24 protein-coding genes and 1 pseudogene are annotated in these 20,670 nt (G+C 45.2%); all 25 read left to right on the forward strand.

The window, feature by feature from the left end:
- Window positions 1–37 precede the first annotated feature (37 nt).
- The 25 genes and pseudogenes from rplT to DYE66_RS05705 all read left to right on the forward strand — a co-directional run bounded on the left by rplT (window position 38) and on the right by DYE66_RS05705 (window position 20,628).
- Window positions 38–397 carry a 50S ribosomal protein L20 gene (gene rplT / locus DYE66_RS05580; RefSeq protein ID WP_002962764.1) on the forward strand — a complete coding sequence of 120 codons (360 nt, stop codon included), beginning with the start codon at window positions 38–40 and terminating at the stop codon, window positions 395–397.
- A 346-nt stretch (window positions 398–743) separates the two neighbouring features.
- A complete protein-coding gene (locus DYE66_RS05585; RefSeq protein WP_003000259.1) occupies window positions 744–2,033 on the forward strand; it encodes a polysaccharide deacetylase family protein in 1,290 nt (429 codons plus the stop codon).
- A gap of 203 nt (window positions 2,034–2,236) precedes the next feature.
- Window positions 2,237–3,520, forward strand: coding sequence for a 3-phosphoshikimate 1-carboxyvinyltransferase (gene aroA, locus DYE66_RS05590; RefSeq protein WP_002999955.1), 1,284 nt, complete (start codon window positions 2,237–2,239; stop codon window positions 3,518–3,520).
- Window positions 3,513–3,989, forward strand: a complete 477-nt coding sequence (locus DYE66_RS05595) for a shikimate kinase (RefSeq protein ID WP_003000567.1) — start codon at window positions 3,513–3,515, stop codon at window positions 3,987–3,989. The genes aroA and DYE66_RS05595 overlap by 8 nt, the downstream gene beginning before the upstream one ends.
- Window positions 3,986–4,810 carry a prephenate dehydratase gene (pheA, locus tag DYE66_RS05600; RefSeq protein WP_003000310.1) on the forward strand — a complete coding sequence of 275 codons (825 nt, stop codon included), beginning with the start codon at window positions 3,986–3,988 and terminating at the stop codon, window positions 4,808–4,810. The genes DYE66_RS05595 and pheA overlap by 4 nt, the downstream gene beginning before the upstream one ends.
- Before the next feature lie 33 nt (window positions 4,811–4,843).
- Window positions 4,844–6,283, forward strand: coding sequence for an LCP family protein (locus DYE66_RS05605; RefSeq protein WP_019782877.1), 1,440 nt, complete (start codon window positions 4,844–4,846; stop codon window positions 6,281–6,283).
- An 84-nt stretch (window positions 6,284–6,367) separates the two neighbouring features.
- Window positions 6,368–7,729, forward strand: coding sequence for a 23S rRNA (uracil(1939)-C(5))-methyltransferase RlmD (gene rlmD, locus DYE66_RS05610; RefSeq protein ID WP_115325013.1), 1,362 nt, complete (start codon window positions 6,368–6,370; stop codon window positions 7,727–7,729).
- A 282-nt stretch (window positions 7,730–8,011) separates the two neighbouring features.
- Window positions 8,012–8,467: a GNAT family N-acetyltransferase gene (locus tag DYE66_RS05615; RefSeq protein ID WP_044123982.1), complete on the forward strand. Its 456-nt coding sequence runs from the start codon at window positions 8,012–8,014 to the stop codon at window positions 8,465–8,467.
- A gap of 66 nt (window positions 8,468–8,533) precedes the next feature.
- Window positions 8,534–9,001: an arginase family protein gene (locus DYE66_RS05620; protein WP_019782880.1), complete on the forward strand. Its 468-nt coding sequence runs from the start codon at window positions 8,534–8,536 to the stop codon at window positions 8,999–9,001.
- Between the two features lie 3 nt (window positions 9,002–9,004).
- Window positions 9,005–9,388, forward strand: a complete 384-nt coding sequence (locus DYE66_RS05625; protein ID WP_019782881.1) for an arginase family protein — start codon at window positions 9,005–9,007, stop codon at window positions 9,386–9,388.
- 143 nt (window positions 9,389–9,531) lie between these two features.
- Window positions 9,532–10,101, forward strand: a complete 570-nt coding sequence (locus tag DYE66_RS05630) for a ClbS/DfsB family four-helix bundle protein (protein WP_044124010.1) — start codon at window positions 9,532–9,534, stop codon at window positions 10,099–10,101.
- A gap of 222 nt (window positions 10,102–10,323) precedes the next feature.
- Window positions 10,324–11,382, forward strand: coding sequence for an alpha/beta fold hydrolase (locus DYE66_RS05635; RefSeq protein ID WP_003000096.1), 1,059 nt, complete (start codon window positions 10,324–10,326; stop codon window positions 11,380–11,382).
- Window positions 11,383–11,392: 10 nt separating this feature from the next.
- On the forward strand, window positions 11,393–11,830 hold the full coding sequence (locus DYE66_RS05640) for a helix-turn-helix domain-containing protein (RefSeq protein ID WP_241208461.1): 438 nt from the start codon (window positions 11,393–11,395) through the stop codon (window positions 11,828–11,830).
- A 657-nt stretch (window positions 11,831–12,487) separates the two neighbouring features.
- The gene (locus tag DYE66_RS05645) at window positions 12,488–12,739 is read left to right on the forward strand and encodes a hypothetical protein (RefSeq protein ID WP_002999770.1); all 252 of its coding nucleotides are present in this window, start codon (window positions 12,488–12,490) and stop codon (window positions 12,737–12,739) included.
- A gap of 143 nt (window positions 12,740–12,882) precedes the next feature.
- Window positions 12,883–13,170, forward strand: coding sequence for a hypothetical protein (locus tag DYE66_RS05650; protein WP_003000009.1), 288 nt, complete (start codon window positions 12,883–12,885; stop codon window positions 13,168–13,170).
- A gap of 315 nt (window positions 13,171–13,485) precedes the next feature.
- Window positions 13,486–15,039, forward strand: coding sequence for a cation:proton antiporter (locus DYE66_RS05655; protein ID WP_003000190.1), 1,554 nt, complete (start codon window positions 13,486–13,488; stop codon window positions 15,037–15,039).
- Between the two features lie 17 nt (window positions 15,040–15,056).
- Window positions 15,057–15,602, forward strand: a complete 546-nt coding sequence (locus DYE66_RS05660) for a sugar O-acetyltransferase (protein ID WP_002999836.1) — start codon at window positions 15,057–15,059, stop codon at window positions 15,600–15,602.
- A gap of 289 nt (window positions 15,603–15,891) precedes the next feature.
- Complete coding sequence (locus DYE66_RS05665; RefSeq protein ID WP_244914166.1) at window positions 15,892–16,422, forward strand: putative quinol monooxygenase; 531 nt, start codon at window positions 15,892–15,894, stop codon at window positions 16,420–16,422.
- A 248-nt stretch (window positions 16,423–16,670) separates the two neighbouring features.
- Window positions 16,671–16,796: a hypothetical protein gene (locus DYE66_RS05670; RefSeq protein WP_003000299.1), complete on the forward strand. Its 126-nt coding sequence runs from the start codon at window positions 16,671–16,673 to the stop codon at window positions 16,794–16,796.
- Window positions 16,780–17,465 (forward strand): annotated as a pseudogene (locus DYE66_RS10990) (aldo/keto reductase). The gene DYE66_RS05670 and the pseudogene DYE66_RS10990 overlap by 17 nt, the downstream one beginning before the upstream one ends.
- A 41-nt stretch (window positions 17,466–17,506) precedes the next feature.
- Window positions 17,507–18,028, forward strand: coding sequence for an NAD(P)H-dependent oxidoreductase (locus DYE66_RS05685; protein WP_003000129.1), 522 nt, complete (start codon window positions 17,507–17,509; stop codon window positions 18,026–18,028).
- Window positions 18,029–18,039: 11 nt separating this feature from the next.
- Window positions 18,040–18,342: a YciI family protein gene (locus DYE66_RS05690; RefSeq protein WP_003000309.1), complete on the forward strand. Its 303-nt coding sequence runs from the start codon at window positions 18,040–18,042 to the stop codon at window positions 18,340–18,342.
- Between the two features lie 20 nt (window positions 18,343–18,362).
- A complete protein-coding gene (locus tag DYE66_RS05695) occupies window positions 18,363–18,968 on the forward strand; it encodes a TetR/AcrR family transcriptional regulator (protein ID WP_115325014.1) in 606 nt (201 codons plus the stop codon).
- A gap of 10 nt (window positions 18,969–18,978) precedes the next feature.
- The gene (locus tag DYE66_RS05700) at window positions 18,979–19,941 is read left to right on the forward strand and encodes an aldo/keto reductase (RefSeq protein WP_044123995.1); all 963 of its coding nucleotides are present in this window, start codon (window positions 18,979–18,981) and stop codon (window positions 19,939–19,941) included.
- A 222-nt stretch (window positions 19,942–20,163) separates the two neighbouring features.
- Window positions 20,164–20,628, forward strand: coding sequence for a flavodoxin (locus tag DYE66_RS05705; RefSeq protein WP_003000275.1), 465 nt, complete (start codon window positions 20,164–20,166; stop codon window positions 20,626–20,628).
- The last annotated feature ends 42 nt before the right edge of the window (window positions 20,629–20,670 follow it).

Consider the following 20,670-nt stretch of genomic DNA (forward strand, 5'->3'; position numbering starts at 1 on the left):
AAGATTAATCAAGAAGAATATTTGGAGGAAAATATAAATGGCTCGTGTTAAAGGTGGCGTTGTTGCACGCAAACGTCGTAAACGTGTACTTAAATTAGCTAAAGGTTACTATGGTGCTAAGCATATCTTGTTCCGTACTGCAAAAGAACAAGTGATGAACTCATACTACTATGCTTACCGTGACCGTCGTCAACGTAAGCGTGACTTCCGCAAATTGTGGATTACTCGTATCAATGCGGCAGCTCGTATGAATGGTTTGTCTTACTCACAATTGATGCATGGTTTGAAATTGGCAGAAATTGAAGTTAACCGTAAAATGTTGGCTGACTTGGCTGTCAATGATGCGGCAGCTTTCACAGCTCTTGCAGACGCAGCCAAGGCAAAACTTGGAAAGTAAGAAGTAAGATAGATGAGGTGGGGACAAAAAGTCCCAACCTCTTTTTTTATTGCCATTTTGAGTGCTGATTAATCTCTGAAAGAGTTGACAATCAGGTGCTGATTTTTAAATTTAGCAGAAGGCCCTTATACACTTCACAAATCAAAACTATCCATCGTTAACTCACTTTGCCGTACCCAAGTACTGCCTGCAGTTCGTTGCCTTGGCTAGATTGATTTTTATTAAGTATTGGGCTCCCTAAAAAAGGTTCGGTTTTATTAGTTTCAGATGACTATTTTTCTGGAGAATATTGAAGCCTGGATACTTTTCCATTATAATAGAGCTAAATTAGGAAAGGAAGGCTAATGTGAGAAAACAATTTTACCTTCTCTGTGCAGCTATTATTTGTGCCATAGTTCTGCTTGGTATTTTAATCGTTCAATATGAGGTCATCAAAAAGGATCTTTCAAAGGTGGCAAAAAGCGAGTTGGCCTATGGTCAAAGACAGGGTGCTGTGACTCTGGTTCGAAAGGGGTCGACCTATGTCTATTATCCCAGCAGTGACGAGGGCAAACTTCATGGTGGGGTAAAAAAGGAGCTAGACAAGCTGGCCAAGGAGGCCAAGGGCGGTGATTATCGCTTTATTGGCCTTCGCTATTCGGATTCCAATCTGAATGAGGTTAAACACGCTCAGGTCTATCAGCATACCTATTATAAGGGACTTTCTTCCTTGAAAAAGGGTAAGGCTAAGGACTTGGCAAGCTTCTTTGTGACCTCTGAGCATGAGAGACTAGATCTGCCAGATTTTCTATCACGAACAACAGATCTAAAGGCTGATTTAGAGACTCGAATTGGTCAAGATCAATCCCTCAACCATAAGGAAGTCGAGAAGGTTTTGGCCAGTCTCAAAAAGACTAAGTTATCCCATCTGGCTTTTGATTATGCTAATAACCAAGTGACTTTCAAGCTGGCCGGCAAGACCATTAATCTCCCCCTAACAGCCCTTTATAACATCCTGAACCCTAGTTATCTCAAGGGAGATGACTTAGAGGCCTATAAGAGCTATAAGCAGGGAGATGGGCGATTGGAGAAAATGTCCGGTCATGTGGTGGCTTTAACCTTTGACGATGGTCCCAATCCTGACACGACTCCTCAGGTTTTGAAAATTCTCAAGAAGTACAAGGCCAAGGCTACCTTCTTCGTTGTTGGAAAATCAATTGCTGGTAATGAGCAGATTCTCAAGGACGAATTGGCGGCTGGCCATGAAATTGGTAACCATACCTGGGATCACCCTCAGCTCAATAAGCTAACGCCTAGTCAGGCCAGTCAAGAGATTAATCAAACCAGTCAAGCCCTTGAAGGAGCCACGGGGAAGGCACCGATTTTGCTGCGCCCTCCATACGGGGCTACTAATCCAACCGTTCGTAGTCTGACAGACCTCTATCAGGTCCTCTGGGATGTGGATACCTACGACTGGAAGAACCGCACAACCCAGTCCATCCTCAATCAGGTCAAGTCGCAAGTCCAAGATGGAAGTGTCATTCTAATGCACGATATTCATCAGACAACGGTAGATGCCCTGCCTGCTGTCCTAGATTACCTGAGCTCCCAAGGTTATGAATTTGTCACCGTCAGCAAGCTTTATGGGTATGTGTAAAAGAAGATAGAACCTGGTAGCGTTACTCAGGTTTTATTTTTATGTAAAGCTACTTGTGAAATACAGACCTTGAGTAAAGACTTGTCCGCTCAATCAACCAAATTCCGCCTTGAGACCGACCTAAAAATCAGGATTTTGCCTGAAAAATAGGTATTTTTTATGGTAAAATACTAGTAACTATTAGCCTAATTAGGGAGGCCTTCATGAAACTAATCACCAATGTTCAACAGCTTCAAGGGAACTTAAGAGTTCCTGGGGATAAATCCATCAGTCATCGTTCTATCATGTTTGGTAGTCTGGCTCAAGGTCAAACTCTTATTCGTGATATTTTGCGAGGAGAGGATGTTCTCTCAACCATGCAGGCCTTTCGAGATATGGGGGTTAACATTGAGGATGATGGGGACGTCATTCGGATTGAGGGTGTCGGCTTCCAAGGCCTCCGTCCTCCCCAAAAGCCTCTCAACATTGGAAATTCAGGGACTTCCATTCGGCTGATTTCTGGTGTCCTAGCGGGTCAAGATTTTTCTGTTCAGATGTATGGTGATGATAGTCTGTCCAAGCGTCCCATGGATCGGATTTCTATCCCTCTTCGTCAGATGGGGGTTGAGATTGCTGGTCGCAGTGAAAAAGATCTTCCTCCTTTAAATATCCATGGCAGTCGGTCCCTCAAACCTATTCATTATCACTTGCCTATAGCCTCAGCCCAGGTTAAGTCTGCTCTGATTTTTGCGGCTCTGCAGGCCAATGGCGAGTCGATCATTATCGAAAAGGAGAAGACCCGTAACCATACCGAGGATATGATTGAGCAGTTTGGTGGTCACTTGGAAATTTCTGGCAAGGAAATCCATGTTCAAGGAGGTCAAATCCTGACAGGACAAGAAGTTGTTGTTCCAGGTGATATTTCTAGTGCTGCCTTCTGGTTGGTAGCAGGCTTGATTATGCCTGATTCTAAGATTATTTTAGAAAATGTTGGCATCAATGAGACCCGAACAGGTATTCTGGATGTCATCAAGGCCATGGGTGGAAAAATCAGCCTCAGTCAGATTGATGAGGGGGCAAAGTCTGCAACCATTACTGTTGAAAGCTCAGAGCTTCACGGAACTAGAATTGCTGGGGATATTATCCCTCGCTTAATTGATGAACTTCCCATCATTGCTCTTTTGGCGACTCAAGCGCAAGGGCAGACCGTAATTGCGGATGCCGAAGAGCTCAAGGTCAAGGAAACCGACCGAATTCAGGTGGTTGCAGATGCCCTCAATAGCATGGGAGCTGATATTGAGCCAACAGCCGACGGCATGATTATTCAAGGCAAGACCGCCCTGCATGGGGCTAAGGTCAATACGCTTGGTGACCACCGCATCGGCATGATGGTGGCTATCGCTGCCCTATTGGTCAAGGAAGGTGAAGTAGACTTGGAACGTGCAGAGGCAATCAATACTAGCTACCCAAGCTTCTTTGAGGATATGAAAGGATTAATCAATGGCTAAGATCTTAATTGGCTTTATGGGCTCTGGTAAGTCCACCATTGCTCGCCTCCTTGATGAGAATTTTGTTGATATGGATAGCCTGATTACGCAAAAGATTGGGATGCCGATTGCAGATTTCTTTGCGACTAAGGGAGAGGAGGCCTTTCGCGCAATCGAGGCCCAGACCCTGGCAGAACTGGCTGATAGCGACCAAGTTATCGCCACAGGAGGCGGAGTAGTTACCAGTCCAGCCAATCGGGAGATTTTGGCTACTAATCCTGAAACCATTTATTTAAAAGCAGACTTTGACACCCTCTATGACCGGATAGCCAAGGATGAGACCAATGTTCGTCCCCTCTTTGTTAACAATAGCAAGGAGGACTTCCAGGCTATCTTTGATGGACGGCAGAGATTTTACGAAGATGCTGCTAATATCGTTATTGATGTCACCAACAAAACACCAGAAGAAATCGTTGAGGAAATCGGATGAAGATTGCCTACTTAGGCCCCAGCGGCTCTTTCACTCATAATGCGGCCCTTAAGGCTTTTCCCGAGCAAGAATTGGTGCCCTATGCTAATATTACTGATGTTATTAAGGCCTATGAAAATGCTCAGGTTGATTTTGCCCTTATTCCGGTGGAAAATTCCATAGAGGGATCGGTTCATGAGACCCTGGACTATCTTTTTCACCAGGCAGATATCTGCGCTGTGGCGGAGATTGTCCAGCCCATTCAACAACAGTTGATGGTCTGTCAGGCAGATAGAAAAATTGAAAAAATTTTTTCTCATCCCCAAGCTCTAGCCCAAGGTAAGGCTTATATTCGTCAGCACTACCCTCAGGCTCAAATTGAGGTAACGGCGAGTACCGCTTATGCAGCTCGCCATGTGGCTGAGCATCCTGACCAACCCTATGCCGCCATTGCTCCCAGTGTGGCAGCTCTGGAATATGGCTTGAAGATTATTGCCCAGGATATTCAAGAAATTGATGAAAACTATACCCGTTTCTGGGTTCTGGGGGAAAAAGCTCCCAAGTTGACCTTGCCAGTGCAGTCTAGCAAGATTTCCTTGGCCCTGACCCTACCCGACAATCTTCCTGGTGCCCTCTACAAGGCCATGTCGGTCTTCGCCTGGCGTGGGATTGACATGACCAAGATTGAGAGTCGCCCCCTGAAGACGGTTCTGGGTGAGTATTTCTTCATTATTGATTTGGACAACCAGGAAAGTGAGCTGGTTGACTTTGCCCTGGAGGAACTCAAGACTTTGGGGATTAATTATAAAATTCTAGGAGAGTACAAGGTCTATCCGATTTGACTCTAATAAATGATTGGAAAATAAGTAAAGACTATGGCAAATCACAATTTGACGCATCACGAAGAGCTACGCTACAACTATTTGATGCGCAATTACTCCTACCTGTCGCCTAAGGAGCAGGAAGAGTTCAATTATTTACAGGCCAAGGTTGAGGCCTTCAACCAAGCCCAGCGCAATAGAAGTCCCTATTATAATCAAGATAGCTCTAGCTATCAGGAAACTGACGATGCCCCGTCCTGGTCTCAGGATTATTATCCAGATGAAGACTATAGCTATGATAATCCAGATTATGAAGACGCTGATGAGGAAGATGGCAGGCAATATACGGCTCAAGGGTTGCCACTTTATAATGACGGACGGTCTGCCTATCAGAGCCGACGCTCGAGGAAGCGTGCTGAAAAAGAAGCTCAAGCAGTCGCTCAAAATCTTGAGCCCAAAGAGGCGAGGCCCAAGAAGCCCAAGCGTAAACGTCGTTGGGTTAAAAGAACACTTCTAGCACTCCTCGCCTTAATGCTAGTCGTAGCAGCTGGTATGGGTTATAAGTTCTATAAGGGTATTTCAGCCGTCAATGGGGCAAATAGCAAGTATAAGCCCGCCATTAAGGAAAAATTTAATGGGGAAGATACGGAAGATGGCACTAACATCTTGATTTTGGGGAGCGATAAGCGGGTCACGCAAGGCTCTACTGATGCTAGAACCGACTCCATCATGGTGGTCAATGTAGGCAACAGTGATCATAAGGTCAAAATGGTCAGCTTCATGCGAGACACTCTGATTAATATTGATGGGGTTAGTGCGGATAGTTATTCTCAGGACCAAAAGCTCAATACGGCCTTTAATCTAGGGGAACAGGATGGAAATCAGGGAGCCGAGTATATGCGGCAGGCTCTGAAAGATAATTTCGGTCTCAAGATTAAATACTATGTCATGCTGGACTTTGAAACCTTTGCGGAAGCGGTAGACACGCTTTTCCCAAGTGGGGTTGAAATTAATGCCAAGTTTGCGACCGTTGATGGCCAAGAGGTGGATCAGGTTGATGTGCCAGATGACCTCAATGCTAAAGATGGAGTGACTCCGCAACAGACCATCAAGGTTGGAAAACAAAAGATGGATGGCCGAACGCTTCTTAATTATGCGCGTTTTCGTCACGATGATGAGGGCGACTTTGGCCGAACCAAGCGGCAACAACAGGTCATGAAGACCATCATCAGTCAGGTCAAGAATCCGACCAAGCTCTTTACTGGCTCAGAAGCCATCGGCAAGGTCTTTGCCTTGACTTCAACCAATATGCCCTACAGTTTCCTTCTGTCAAACGGAGTCTCTGTTCTATCAGATGCCTCTAAGGGGATTCAGCAAAAGACCATGCCAGAAAATGGTGACTGGGTTGACGATTTTGATATGTATGGTGGTTCTGGTCTCTCCATCGACTTTGACCATTATCGCTCCCAACTGAAAAAGATGGGTATGCGGTGATTTCTTTAACTGTGATATAATTGAGAGGATTGAGTCCTCTCCTTTTTTTGTGGGTTGGATAAATTTTGCTAGAAAAGAGAAGCTATGCTAAATAAAAATGATGTGATTGACGTTGAAATCCTTGATTTAAGCCACCAGGGTCAGGGGGTTGCCAAAGTAGACGGTCTGGTTTTCTTTGTCGATAATGCCCTACCAGGTGAGAAAATTCGCATGCGGGTTCTTAAGGTTAAAAAGAAAATTGGCTATGGTAAGGTTAAAGATTATTTGGAGGTCTCACCAGACCGAGTGACGGATTTAGATGCTAGTTACCTGAGAACTGGGATTGCTGATTTTGGTCACTTTAGTTACGAAAAACAGTTGGAATTCAAGCGGAAGCAGGTGGTCAATAATCTGAGCAAGATCGCTGGTCTTACAAATATTGAGGTTCTGCCTACTATTGGAATGGATCACCCCTACGCCTATCGTAATAAGGCCCAGGTCCCTGTTCGTCGTGTCAATGGACAGCTGGAAACCGGCTTCTTCCGTAAAAATTCCCACGACCTAGTACCGATTGAGGATTTTTATATTCAGGACAAGGAGATTGATAAGCTCATCATATTTGTGCGTGATCTCCTGCGACGCTTTGACCTCAAACCCTATGATGAGAAGGAACAAACGGGCCTCATTCGCAATTTGGTGGTCCGTCGGGGGCACTATACTGGTGAAACTATGCTGGTCCTAGTAACCACACGACCAAAGATTTTCCGCATTGAGCAGATCATTCAGCAAATCACTCAGGCCTTCCCAGAAGTCGTTTCCATCATACAAAATATCAATGACAAAAATACCAATGTCGTCTTCGGGCCAGAATTTCGCACCCTCTACGGCAAGGATACCATTAGCGATAGCCTCCTAGGCAAGACCTACAGGATTTCTGCCCAATCCTTCTATCAGGTCAATACCCTCATGGCTGAGAAGCTCTATCAAACAGCCATTGATTTCTCAAATTTAACTGCAGAGGCTGTGGTTATCGACGCCTACTCAGGTATTGGAACCATCGGTCTATCTTTAGCTCAAGAGGTCAAGCAGGTTTATGGGGTTGAAGTGGTGGAAAAGGCCGTCGAGGATGCCATGGAAAATGCTAGAGCTAACGGGGTCAGCAATGCTGACTATGTCTGTGCTCCTGCCGAGAAAGCCATGGTAGCTTGGAGCAAGGCAGGTATTAAACCTAGTGCTGTCCTAGTTGACCCGCCGAGAAAAGGTTTGACTGAAAGTTTCATCAAGGCTAGCGCCGCCATGCAGCCCAAGAAAATCACCTACATCTCTTGTAACCCAGCAACCATGGCGCGTGACATCAAGCTATATGAAGAATTGGGCTTCAAACTGACAAAGGTGCAGCCGGTTGATTTGTTTCCACAAACGCACCACGTCGAGACCGTAGTATTGATGTCAAGGAGAGACACATGATAGGGCTCGAAAGCCCTTGATTTCAGGCACTTTTCGGCTTCCGCCAGCTTCGAAAGTGGCCGGGTGGACGAACGCTCTGCGGTAACTTATTCAAGCGATTTTTTGGCAAAAATGTGATAGGGTTGAGTTGCCAGATTAGATGCTGGGTAGGTTGTGGCTGCGGATTAGATGTCAAAGCCGGGAAGGCTTGATAATAGGACTTTCTGTGAGAGGGTCTTAATGAGAAATACTTTGTTTTTCTGCTGAAGCAGGAGATCGACAAGTCAGAATTGGATGGTAAATATGGAAATAGTAGACGGAAAAGATTATATAGACCAGATAAAGGATCTGATTATTCAATATACAAAATGGCTGGGTAGAGATCTGTCATTTCAGAATCTTGATGAAGAATTGAAAGATCCGGCTCATAAGTATACGGCTCCGGAAGGAGAATTGCTTGCTGCAGTTGATAATGGAAAAGTTGTAGGTATGGTTGCATATCACAGGCATACCAATGAAAGATGCGAAATGAAGCGGTTGTATGTCCTGCCGGAGAAAAGAGGCACACACATGGGAGACAAGCTGGTAGAAGAAATCCTGCAACATGCAAAGAATGCGGGCTATAAAGAAATGGTGCTTGATACGATCACACCTTTACAGGCGGCGATTCATCTGTATAAAAAACATGGATTTGCTGAATGTGAGCCTTACTACCATAATCCTATGGATGACGTAGTTTATATGAGAAAAGAATTATAGAATTTCGTTTTGTAGAGAAGAAAATCCAAACCTGCTAATGAACTTGATTTTTTTGGAGGAATGAAGATGAGTAAAACAGTAAGACTGATTTACCCGGACTATCAGTCGAGAGGACTTGATACTTATTATCTCGGATCGAAATTGATGAGCTGCATCATCCCGAAAAATGCAGAGCAGGAAACTCTAACGGTTCAGATTGATCCTCCCGGAACGAAGGAATATGAAGTGACAGATGGCATCTACGCCAGAGAGACTGTGGAGACAAATATCATACAGGGCGGGAAGCTGCTCGAAGATGCAGCTCCGGACAGAGTCATCACCATCGGTGGCAATTGTCTTGTATCACAGGCACCGTTCGACTATCTACATGGCAAATATGATAATGTCGGTATTATTTGGATTGATGCGCATCCGGATGTTTCAACACCGGCAGACGGCTACCCATACGCACATGCGATGGTGCTCGGTAATCTGCTGGGCGGCGGGGATGAAAAACTGTCCGGACTGATGAAGAGTCCGAAGTTCAAACCATAGGAAGTGCTCTATATTGGTCTGCAGGGACTGCATGATTATCAGGAAAAATTTCTGAAGAACAGCGGAGTACGCTTCAAAGTGCAGGATACGGATTTCCTTTCAGATGAGGGAATCATTGCCTTTATGAGCGGCTTTGAGCATATTCTTGTGCATCTGGATATTGATGTGCTGAATGCAGCGCTTTTCAGTGATACATACTTTGCCAATCCGGAGCTGGTCGGAGACGGTGCCGAAGGCGGCAGGATGACGATGGAAAAACTGGCTGATGTACTGAAACTGATCGAGGATCATGCCGACATCGTTGGATTCACGATTGCGGAATATCTGCCGTTCTCTGCGCAGAGGCTACACAATCTATTCTCGGAAATGCAGATTTTCAGAAAGTGAGCGAAGGAAAATACAAATTAAAACCGACAACAAAAGAGAGCAAGCCACCCTATAGGAAAATCCCAAGGGTGACTTGCTCTTATTCTGTAATATCGATGCTGATGCCGGATTTGAACTCAACCGTGAAGTGGTCGGCTTGCTTTTTGTTTCTCGGCAAGCCGCTTCAAAGGTCTCCCATACCAAGGACAAAAAATGATTTAATAACTGCTGCCAAAGAAAACTATGAAAACTTAAATTTACTTATTTCAAAGATGACAGAGGAAGCCTTAAGTACGCCGTTTGATTTTTCAAGAGATGAAAATAAGAAGGAAGTCCACTGGAAAAGAGATAAGAATTTAAGAGATGTTTTAATCCATCTCTATGAATGGCATCAGCTTATTTTGAATTGGGTACCTTCCAATCAAAAGGGAGAAGCAAAACCATTTTTGCCTGAACCATATAACTGGAAAACTTATGGAGAGATGAATGTGGAGTTTTGGAAGAAACATCAAAATACTTCTCTTGAAAATGCAACTAAAATATTTCATAAATCCCATAGCGATGTTTTACAGTTGGCTGAAACCTTTACAAACGAAGAATTTTTTTCAAAAGGTGTATATAAATGGGTTGGAGGGAGTACGCTGGGTTCCTATTTTGTGAGTGCGACTGCAAGTCATTATGATTGGGCAATGAAAAAGTTAAAGGCTCATCAGAAAAACTGTCAGTCCACATAATCGGAATAGGTAAATCGCCTCTAGTGGTTACCGTTTTGCTTCCTCAAGTCTGAAAATAGGAAGGCGGGGCTATCAAGGTCATTTGACGACCCAATGAGTTCTATCCCGCTATCATGCAACTAAAGATTACAAAAAACCTATAAATATGCCGTCTTTGGTTGGTGGAAATTAGGCACACCCTCGGGTAAAATTAGTCTAGAAATTATCGAAGGAGGGTGCGACATGAAAGTGGTAAAAATCATTTTAATCATTGTTCTGATAATTGTTGCCATAGGAGCTGCAGCATTCGGGATCTATTGGTATCGTAACATCCATTGGTATGACAAATATGAGGAAGCTTTGACGGAGGTTCACGCTGCAGAAAAGCAGGTGACATTACCGACTGGCAGCACCATCAATTACGGAGAAGTCGAGAATGATAAACCGCCGCTTCTCCTGATCCACGGACAGATGAGTATCTGGGAAGACTATGCGCTTGTCATGCCTGAGCTCAGTAAAAAATGGCATATCTACGCTGTCGATGTATATGGACACGGCGAATCATCACACGACGAAAACCTCTATTATCTCGATGTGAATGGTAATGATCTGATCTGGTTTATCAATAATGTTATTGGCAAGCCTACAGTTGTTTCCGGACATTCTAACGGAGCCATTACAGCAGCCTATGTCGCGGCTTACGGCGGTAATAACATTTCAGGCGTAGTGCTTGAAGATCCTCCGATATTTTCGACAGAGGGAGAAGGCTGGGAAGATAGTTTTGCCTACAAGGATACGTTTAAACCTTTGCATGATTACAACAAATCAGACAAGACAGAGTGCTGGGAAGCTTATTACCTCCGCCGCTGTTACTGGGGACAGCTCTTTATGAAAAACGCTATGCCGGGTATAGCTGATTATGCTCAGAACTATCACGACAAGCATCCTGATGAGGCCGTAAAGATTGGCTTCCTTCCTTCTTCCATCTGGTATGTGTTTGAATATGCGAGAGAGTATGATTTTGCCTATGGAGAGCGCTTCTATGACCTGAGCTGGAATCATGGCTTAAGGCATGAGGATATCCTGTCGGATATTGAAGTTCCATGCGTCTACATTCATGCCAAGGAACAGGTGGCTAAGAACGGGACATATCTTTGTGCGGCTTCCCGTGAGCAGGCTGACCGTGCCGTTTCCTACATCGGCGATAATGGCAGGCTGGTGGAAACGGATACAAGTGATCACGTCATACATACCCTTCATCGTGATTTTTATATCCAGTCGGTTAATGCATTACAGAAATGAGGAATTTGATGTGCTGAAAGAGAATCTGATCATGCTACGGAAGCTGAAAGGCTTTTCGCAGGAGAAAATAGCAGAGAAGATAGCTATTTCCCGTCAGGCATACGGGAAATGGGAGAGTGGCGAAACAATACCCAATATAGAAAAGTGTGCCTTGCTGGCCGAGGTTTACGGAGTCACCATTGACAGTTTGATCCGCGAGTACCGTGTAGAGGATACGCCTATGGCACCAGCTCCGGAAGGCAAGCATATCTTCGGAACTGCAGCAATAAGTGAGCGTGGCCAGATCGTGATTCCGAAAGAGGTGCGGGACTTGTTCGGCCTGACCGGCGGGTGCAAATTGGTCATCCTTGGAGATGAAAAGGAAGGACTAGCATTGGTCAGGGCTGATAAATTTGAGAAGGAGATAAAAGACATCCTTGCAAACGCTGGGATGACTACCGACAGGTGAAGGTGTAAAAAATGAGGGCGAGCCATCCCCATGAAACTCAACGACGACTCTTGTTTTACGACTGGCTTTATGCAGGTAAAGCTCAATCTCGCCATTCTTAACAGGATAGCAATCGTTTGGTTGTCCTGTTTTTGCTTATTAACGATGGCCAGATTAGCTTGACGCATCATCGGTAATTTCTCTTTAAATTTTGTTAAAAAATCAGTCATAGTGTTAACCACCGCACTATTACCTGAAATATTCGTGATAGTTAAAAATATAAATTATCCCTTGTGCTAGTTGATATCCAGATAACTTAAGTTACAGGAGAGAATGATTTGTCCAAGCATAACTTATAGGCCAGCCATTCCTCTTTTGGGCAATTGTTTCCCCTGACATTGTAAGTGATGAGATTTAGCGGTATATTGTAAGTGGCTCATTTGGGTGACTTCCTGTTCGTTTTGTCACTGGCAGTAAGTCCACATGGGTTTTTTCGTAACTTTTTAACTAGCACCACGGATATAGAATTATATCCATAGCACTGGTTAAAGCTGGTCCACTCTAGACTGTAGACTAAGCTGGCAGCAGCTGGTTTTACCGTTTGCTATGATGTGGGAATGATTATTGAGACGATGCCCCTTAATAGTAAGCTAGAAAATGATTAAAGGAGCTTTACAGATGTTAACTAAGTATCGGCAGCGATTAGAGAGGATTTTGGAAAGACTGATCTGGGAACAAATCGCAAGTCTTCTGATTCGCAATAAGAGGCTGCGCGCTTTTCTCTTTATAAGTCTAGGCTTTGCCTTTAATATCCTCTTTATCCTCTATAATCTCTTGGTCGGTCAATTCAGCTCCAGCTTAGGATTTTATGATCTGGCCCTTTACTATGGTATTCTTGCTGCCATGCGTGTACTGGTGTACTGCTTTTGAGTTATGGCTTCAAATTAGAATAAGAAGCACTTGTTCAAGTTGTCCAAAGAATTGCCTACCTCCTCATCTTTTTGGTCATGCTTCTAATGGCATCTCATATGACCGGAATGGCCAACAAGGCTGTTCAGACGATAAGGGGGTATATGATTATTCCCAGCGCCTTGTATACTTTTAGCAAGCTGGGCATTGCCATTTACAATGTTGTTGTCTCCCATAAGCGGCAAAGTCTCTTTTGGCAGACGCTTCGTCTGGTCAGTTTTTCAGATGCGCTGGCTTCGTTTCTTACCCTAGAGCGAGTTATGTTGCTGTCAAACCAGTCTGATCAGCGCTTCTCAAAAGAATTGCTCGGCGGCACAACCTTCCTGGTATGTGTTTTGCTCCTCTATATGGGGATTAAACTCCTGAAGTCAAGCCAGAGAATGTCTCGTTAATGGCTTAACATGTTTAGACTTATTGCTCTTTTAGAGTGTCGCCTTTCTTAGAGGTTAGCCCAATCATAAAAGGTTTGAGGTTGCCGTGCTGAAAGGCAATTCCAGTGTTTCCCTAATAGACAAGAACCTGCAGCTATAGTTAAGCCGCAGGTTTTTCTATGTGAGACTCAATGAAAAGGGATAGGAGATGAAAACATGTCAGCTGACGGCTGAAAATGGTATAATGTTATCTAAATGTCCGGGAAAGGGAAAGCAATAGGTATGACAGTACCGTTGATGACATCTTCCCACTCCCTTTGATGTTAGGAGTATTCTATGACAGGAACTTTTATTTCTTTGACACTCATTACCTTTATAGCTGTGGTGACACCGATGGTGGCACGTTTAATTCCAAGGCAGGTTGTGCCTGAAACGGTTATTTTGATTGCGGCAGGGGCGATATTTGGTCCTCACGCCTTGAATTTTATCAATTCGGATAGTGAAGCCCTCAAACTTTTGTCTGACTTGGGCTGTGCCTTTCTTTTCCTCTTAGCAGGTTATGAAATTGACCCCAAGGTCATCGTCGGTAAGGAGGGGAAGAAAGGCTTTTGGACCTGGGTGGTGACCCTGGCCATTGGTCTAGCTGTTGCCTTCTTTATGCCTGACATTGCTTCGGGTAAACAGGGCTTGATTGCGACGGCCCTACTCTTTACGACAACCGCTTTGGGAACCCTCATGCCCATTCTTGAGGAGAGGGGGCTGACAGGGACTCAGATTGGTAATACTATTATCGCCTATGGGACCTGGGGAGAAGTGGCAACGGTCATTGCCATGGCCATCCTGCTCTCAGCCCGGTCAACTTGGAAGACAGCTGTTATCCTCGGTGGCATGCTGGTCATTTGTATCTGGCTGGCTACCTTGGGCAATAAGGCGGTTCAGCGCGGTGGCGCCATGTACCAGTTTCTGCATTCCAAGGCGGATACCAATTCCCAGATGACCGTGCGGGTGACCATCCTTTTGATGATTGTCTTGGTTGCCTTCTCCTCCATTTTTGAACTGGATATTGTCCTAGGAGCCTTTGCGGCGGGCTTTGTTCTGCGCTTTGTTATTCCTGAGGACAGCCATATGCTGGAGAAGAAGCTCAATGGGATTGCCCACGGTTTTCTCATTCCCCTCTTCTTTGTCATGTCCGGTTGTGGCATCAATCTGATGGCTGTGGCCAAACAGCCTGGGCTTTTAGTCACCTTCATCTTGGCCTTGATTTTAATTCGAGCTATTCCTATAGTGATTTCCTTGTCCCTAGAAAAGGATCCCGATCAACGTCTGGATTTGCACAATCGTTTTTCAGTGGCCTTTTACTGTACGACAGCCCTCCCTCTGATTGTAGGGATTACAGGGATTGCGGTTAATGATAAGTTTATGTCCAGCGATATTGCTTCAGTCCTGATTGCGGCTGGGGCCATAACCGTCTTTCTCATGCCTTACTTGGGAGCTTTGACCTATACGGTAGTTGACATTGAGCCTATTTCAGCTGTGCGGGAAATTTTCCATTCGCCCAAGGACGTTTCAGCTATTATCCATCGTCACTTTGAGCGGGAGCGAGAAAGAGCTCAGCAGTATCGTGATTATGCGGCTAAGCGGATTGCCTGGGGTCTGGATAGCATCCATGACCCTCAAGAGCGAGAGGAGATGCGAGCTGTTTTGACCAAGAATAAATTAGAAACCCAAGATTTCCGTAAGGAACAATTCCAACGGCGCAAGGCTCTTTATGAGAAGCATCGCAATTCGGTCAAGGAGGTCTATAGCAAGTACCACGGTGGTCAAGTGCCAGATGACCACTTCCTGCGTCTCTTGGAAAATCACCGTTTCCAAGAGGAGGATGAGCTTTAAAACCTTGGAGGTAGTCCATGTCCCAAAAAGACAAACAACACAAAGAAGAACTCTATCTGCCTATGGATGCAGCCATCATAGAGGAACAGACGGCCTGTTTAGAGAAGCTCTATGATTTCAATCAGACCCGCCATTGCGAAGTTTCTAAACGACAAGCCCTCTTAAAAGAAATGTTTGCTGAAATCGGAGAGCACTGCTATATCGACCCCCCTTTTCATTCTAATTGGGCTGGGCACCATGTCCATTTTGGTTATGGGGTCTATGCCAACTTTAATCTGACCTTGGTGGATGATACCCATATTTATGTTGGCGACCGCACCATGGTTGGTCCCAATGTGACCATAGCGACAGCAGGTCATCCAATTTTACCCCAGCTTCGACGCCAGGGCTACCAGTACAACAGTCCAGTTCGGATTGGTCAGAACTGTTGGCTAGGCGCTAATGTGACCGTCCTGCCTGGTGTTACCATTGGGGATAATACGGTTGTCGGGGCTGGTAGTCTGGTGACTAAGGATTTGCCAGCCAATGTTGTGGCTGTCGGCAGTCCCTGTCGAGTCCTTTGACCAATTTCTGATCGGGATAGGACCTATTATTTTAAGGACCATCAGATTGATTGGGAGGCCCTTAAGGGTTAGTCCAAACTATTGGAAAGCTAAAGGAATCCAGACCCTCAGGTTTGGATTTTTGCTATAATGAGTCCAAGAAAGCAAGTAAGGTGGTAGAAAAATGGCCCATGATTTTTTAATGCGACTCTTTTTCTTGGAGGCCAAGCCAGAAAAGTTAGGAGAGTTTGCTCAGGTAGGTTTAGATAATTTTCAATAATCCCAAAATCTGGAAGCAGGTACACTCTTTATGGTCTCGGGCAATAAGCAGGGCCAGCCGACGAGCAAGGTTGTTTTTGAAATTTACGCCCATCAAAAAGCTTATGAGGAACATGTCGCCTCGGGACACTTTCAACGGTTTGCCGAATTTGCTAGGGAGGGCTTTTCAGACCGCCAGGTCATTGGTCTGCAACCAGAGGTCTTATTAGAAAAGGCCAGTAAAAAGACCTATCTAACTGGGCAAGCTCCTCATCTTCGACTGGCAAGACTAGAAGTAAAAGCCCAAGATACCCCTGTCTTCAAGGAAATTGTGGCTGAGGAAATGCAGGCCGCTCTTGAAAAAGAGACCGGTGTCTTGGCTTTGCTGGCAGGTCGAGACCAGGCTGCCCCTACTGTCTGGTATTTCTTTGAAGTCTATGCAGATGAAGAGGCCTATAATCACCATCGTTTGACCCCACATTTTCAAACCTATCTTGAGCGGACGGCTGAGCTGGTTCAAGATAAGGACTTACTAGTTTTTGAGGATGGTCGGCTGATTAGCAAGGGGTTCTTGCAGGAGTGACTGTAAAAATTTATTACCATAAGAGGAGAGGACAGTCCTTTCCTCTTTTTTTTGATAGCAAATTCTTGACACTGTGTCAGAATCTGCTAAAATGAAAATGTAAATATTATTGACACAGTGTCAGAAAAACTGGAAGTTTCTAATAAAGGAGTGCTGGTCCTATTAGAAAAGGCCGACCAGACTTTGGTTGGAATTCATTGGTCCTTCATCGCAGTATCCTTTCGACCACTTATAAGGAGGTTTGAGCTATGGATTATGTCACCTTAAATACGGGAGCAAAAATACCTATTTTGGGCTTTGGGGTTTATCAAATTCCCCAGAGTAAGGCGGTAGAAGCCGTTAGTCAGGCCATTAAGATTGGCTACCGCCATTGATACAGCCCAATATTACCGCAATGAGGCTCAGGTTGGTCAGGCTATCAAGGAATCTGGTCTGCCTTGCTCAGAATTTTTTATAACGACCAAGGTGGGAACTTCTGGCTACAGGGTGACCAAGAAGCAGATTGCTCAGGCTCTCAGGGACCTCCAGACTAACTATATTGATTTGATGCTGGTTCATTGGGTTATGGCCGATTATCAAGGCACCTATGAAGCCTTGGAAGAAGCCTATCAGGAAGGGAAATTGAAGGCAATCGGCCTGTCCAATTTTAATCAGGACCAGATTCAAGAAATCAAAGAGACATTTGCTGTACAGCCAGCGGTCTTCAAAACGAGATGCACCTCCTGCACCAACAAAAGGCTCTGCATGCTTTTACAAAGGAAAATCAGATTCAGTTTGAATCTTGGGCTCCTTTTGGAGAGGGCAAGAGGGACATCTTTACCAATCCCCCAGTCAAGGCTATCGGTGACAAGTATGGAAAGACAGTCGCCCAAGTCATCCTACGCTTTATTACCCAAGAAGGGGTAGTCGCCATTCCCAAATCCATTCATCCAGAGCAGATGGCGGAAAATTTTGCCATCTTCGACTTTGAGCTCAGTCCACAAGATATAGAAACTCTTCGGCAGATGGATGAAGAAAAGGGCCTCTTTGGCTGGAATGTCTAGCTTTAACGCCTGGTTTGACGACAAATAGAAAGAAGATTAATATGACAACAACAATTTTTGCTTTTCACCCGAATTTAAAAGGAGTCTCTAGGGTCAATCAGGCCTTGGCCAAGACAGCCCAAGAAGCTGGCTTTGATGTGCGTGATCTCTATGCCCTCTATCCAGATTTTCAGATTGATGTGGCAGAAGAACAGAGGGTTCTTGAAGCAACTGACCGAATAGTCCTCCAATTTCCCATGTATTGGTATAGCACGCCAGCCCTGCTCAAGGAGTGGTTGGACCGAGTTCTAGAGTATGGTTGGGCCTATGGCAGTCAAGGCAATGCCCTGCGTGGCAAGGAAATCATCCTAGCCTTCAGTCAGGGTGCCAATCCAGAAGACTACACAACTGATGGGCGCTTTCATACGACGACTAAAGAATTGCTCAAGCCCTTGGAGACTATCCAGTATCATACTAATCTAGTCTTCCTACCCTATTTTGCTGTTCCTGGTGCCATGTCTATCAATGATGAGGACTTAGTAAAGGCCTGTCAAGACCATCTAGAGCATTTGGGTCAAAAATAGAAGGAGATACCATGTATTTAATCAATATCACTATAAAGGCGGAGCAGGTTCCCGAAAATCGTGCGGATCAGCTCTTGGCTGGCCATAGGGCCTGGTTCAAGGAGCAGTTTGACCAGGATCACTTCCTACTGGTCGGTCCTTATAAAAATAGGGGCATGGCTGGTTTAGTCCTTGCCCAAGCTGAGAGTCGTCAGGCCCTGGAAGACCTACTGGCTAAAGATGCCTATTACGCTGAAGGGCTTGCGGACTATGAGGTTAGCGAATTCACAGCTAACCTGATTGCCGACCAGTTGACAGATTTTCGCGGACAGTAAGTTAAAGAAAGTAGTTTTTTGTGAAAGATAAGCAACAAGGCCGTCGTCAGGAAATCCTCTCAGCTACGGCTAAACTTTATGAAACCATCCCCTATCGAGATATTAATCTCAAGGCTATCAGTCAGGTGACTTCCATCAGTCGGCCCTCCATCTACAATTACTTTAAGACCAAGGAGGAAATCTTCCTAACTTTGTTGGAAGAGGAGTACCGTTGTTGGGCTCAAGAACTTCTGACTCTGGCCAAGGAGCCAGAATTAAGTAAGGAAGGACTAGCTCAGAACTTAGCCCAGAGCCTGGCTGACCGTCCTTTGATGGTCAAGCTCATTGCTAATAATATGGCCGATTTTGAGGACAATAGTCGCGATGAGCGAATTATTAGCTTTAAGGCAGCTTATGGCCAAACCCTGCTGGCCATGGACCAAGCCTTAAGCCAGGTTCTGCCCGACTGGTCTGAGAGTCGGCGGGAAGACTTTATCTATAGTTTTTTTCCCTATCTCTTTGGCCTCTACCCCTATACCCAAGCCACAGCCAAGCAGAAAATGGCGGTTGAAAAGGCGGGGGTACCCTTTAAGCCCCATTCTGTCTATAATTTAATTTATCATCTGGTGAGGGCCCTAGTAAAATAGAAAAGGAATAATAGTAAAAAGGACAAATCATCAAACGCCGAAGATTACAGTTGGGACCTGGTCCTGGGGAGTCGGTGGTTTCGCCGGTGGTGATGCCGTTTTTGGCAATCAATTAGACACCCAAGACCTGCAAGAGGTCTTCAATCAGGCAATCGCTTCAGGCCTCAATCTCTTTGATACGGCTTATGCCTATGCCAATGGCCAATCGGAAAGAATCTTGGGAGAGTTAATCGCCCAAGTCGGTCGGGATAAGGTCTTAATTTCTGATAAATTTACGCCTGGTATGCAAAACGATGAGGTAGAAAATCCTGTCATTGAGATGCTGGAGGGTTCCTTGGAACGTTTAGGGACCGATTTTATTGATATTTACTGGATTCATAATGCAGCTGATGTTGAGCGCTGGACACCCCTTTTGGTAGATTCGGTTAAGACTGGTAAAATTGGTCGGATTGGGGTTTCTAATCACAGTCTGGCTCAGGTCAAACGGGTTCAGGAAATTCTAGCACCTGCTGGTCTCAAAATTTCAGCTGTGCAAAACCATTTCAGCCTCCTTTATCGGACATCCATTGATGATGGCCTTCTGGACTACTGTCTGGAAAATGACATCCAATTCTTTTCCTACATGGTCTTGGAACAAGGGGCCCTTTCTGGTAAATACGATGAAAATCACCTTCTACCAGCTGATTCTAACCGTGGTAAAACCTACAATCCCCTCTTTCCAGCTCTAAAAGACCTCCTAGCTGGCTTAAAAGAGATTGCTGACAAGTACCATGACTCTCCAGCTCAAATTGCGACAGCCTGGGCCATTGATAAGGGGACAACCCCAATCTTAGGGATGACTAAGGTTGCTCAAGTGGAAGATGCAGCTCAAGTCTCGGCCATTCAGTTGAACCAGGAAGAAGTCGACCACTTGGAAAACCTGGCTACAGCATCAGGAGTTGACACCAAAGGTGGCTGGGAAGGCCAAGCCTAGTAAACTGTAAAAATCAACACGACAATTTGCTGGCTCTAGCTTGCCCCCTATCCCTGTCTTGAGTCGCTTACTGGCCAAGCTTGATTGGCTGACCCTTAAGTTGCTCGGCCTCAAGGTGACTCGGCTTAGTTCCCACTACTCTGTTTTTATGCTATAAAACCAAGCTCTTAGTCCTTCTCTCAAGTAGAAGTCTAAGAGTTTTTTGTCTGAAAGGAGAATCTTATGTCAAAAACTTTAGTGCTTTATTTTTCCATGACTGGAAATACCAAACGGGTGGCACAAAAAATTGCCCATCGTCTACAGGCCGATACCTATGAAATCCAGGCTCAAGTACCCTACAGTCAGGCTGATTTGACCTGGACCAATGATACTTGTCGAGCCAACCAGGAACAAAATGATCCTAAGAGTCGGCCCGCCTTTGCAGGTTCCCTCCCTGATCTTTCTGGCTATGATACCATTATTATTGGCCATCCCATCTGGTGGGGCATTCCTCCAAGGATTATTCAGACGGTTCTTGATAAACTGAATTTAACTGGCAAGACAATCGCTAGCTTTGCCACCTCGGGTGGTTCCATCTATGCCCAATCCCAGGAGCTTCTGACTCAGGAAGTAGGAAAAAATCTGCTTCCAGGCCGTGTCCTCTCTAGCGATGCTTCAATTGCTAGCTGGTTGCAAACCTGGGCCTAAAGTCCTAAACTGAAGCTGGACAGCCAAGGTTGGACAGCCTCA

Origin of the sequence: Streptococcus downei MFe28 (genome assembly GCF_900459175.1) — a bacterium.
GTDB classification, from domain to species: Bacteria; Bacillota; Bacilli; order Lactobacillales; family Streptococcaceae; genus Streptococcus; species Streptococcus downei.

Bases quoted from the DNA above. Each gene is read 5' to 3' on its own strand.
- pheA (WP_003000310.1), top strand. From the start codon at position 3,986: ATGAAGATTGCCTACTTAGGCCCCAGCGGCTCTTTCACTCATAATGCG.
- DYE66_RS05615 (WP_044123982.1), top strand. From the start codon at position 8,012: ATGGAAATAGTAGACGGAAAAGATTATATAGACCAGATAAAGGATCTG.
- DYE66_RS05660 (WP_002999836.1), top strand. From the start codon at position 15,057: ATGTCCCAAAAAGACAAACAACACAAAGAAGAACTCTATCTGCCTATG.
- DYE66_RS05685 (WP_003000129.1), top strand. From the start codon at position 17,507: ATGACAACAACAATTTTTGCTTTTCACCCGAATTTAAAAGGAGTCTCT.
- DYE66_RS05690 (WP_003000309.1), top strand. From the start codon at position 18,040: ATGTATTTAATCAATATCACTATAAAGGCGGAGCAGGTTCCCGAAAAT.
- DYE66_RS05635 (WP_003000096.1), top strand. From the start codon at position 10,324: ATGAAAGTGGTAAAAATCATTTTAATCATTGTTCTGATAATTGTTGCC.
- DYE66_RS05665 (WP_244914166.1), top strand. From the start codon at position 15,892: ATGGTCTCGGGCAATAAGCAGGGCCAGCCGACGAGCAAGGTTGTTTTT.
- rplT (WP_002962764.1), top strand. From the start codon at position 38: ATGGCTCGTGTTAAAGGTGGCGTTGTTGCACGCAAACGTCGTAAACGT.
- DYE66_RS05645 (WP_002999770.1), top strand. From the start codon at position 12,488: ATGTTAACTAAGTATCGGCAGCGATTAGAGAGGATTTTGGAAAGACTG.
- DYE66_RS05620 (WP_019782880.1), top strand. From the start codon at position 8,534: ATGAGTAAAACAGTAAGACTGATTTACCCGGACTATCAGTCGAGAGGA.
- DYE66_RS05670 (WP_003000299.1), top strand. From the start codon at position 16,671: ATGGATTATGTCACCTTAAATACGGGAGCAAAAATACCTATTTTGGGC.
- aroA (WP_002999955.1), top strand. From the start codon at position 2,237: ATGAAACTAATCACCAATGTTCAACAGCTTCAAGGGAACTTAAGAGTT.
- DYE66_RS05595 (WP_003000567.1), top strand. From the start codon at position 3,513: ATGGCTAAGATCTTAATTGGCTTTATGGGCTCTGGTAAGTCCACCATT.
- DYE66_RS05655 (WP_003000190.1), top strand. From the start codon at position 13,486: ATGACAGGAACTTTTATTTCTTTGACACTCATTACCTTTATAGCTGTG.
- DYE66_RS05605 (WP_019782877.1), top strand. From the start codon at position 4,844: ATGGCAAATCACAATTTGACGCATCACGAAGAGCTACGCTACAACTAT.
- rlmD (WP_115325013.1), top strand. From the start codon at position 6,368: ATGCTAAATAAAAATGATGTGATTGACGTTGAAATCCTTGATTTAAGC.
- DYE66_RS05705 (WP_003000275.1), top strand. From the start codon at position 20,164: ATGTCAAAAACTTTAGTGCTTTATTTTTCCATGACTGGAAATACCAAA.
- DYE66_RS05650 (WP_003000009.1), top strand. From the start codon at position 12,883: ATGATTATTCCCAGCGCCTTGTATACTTTTAGCAAGCTGGGCATTGCC.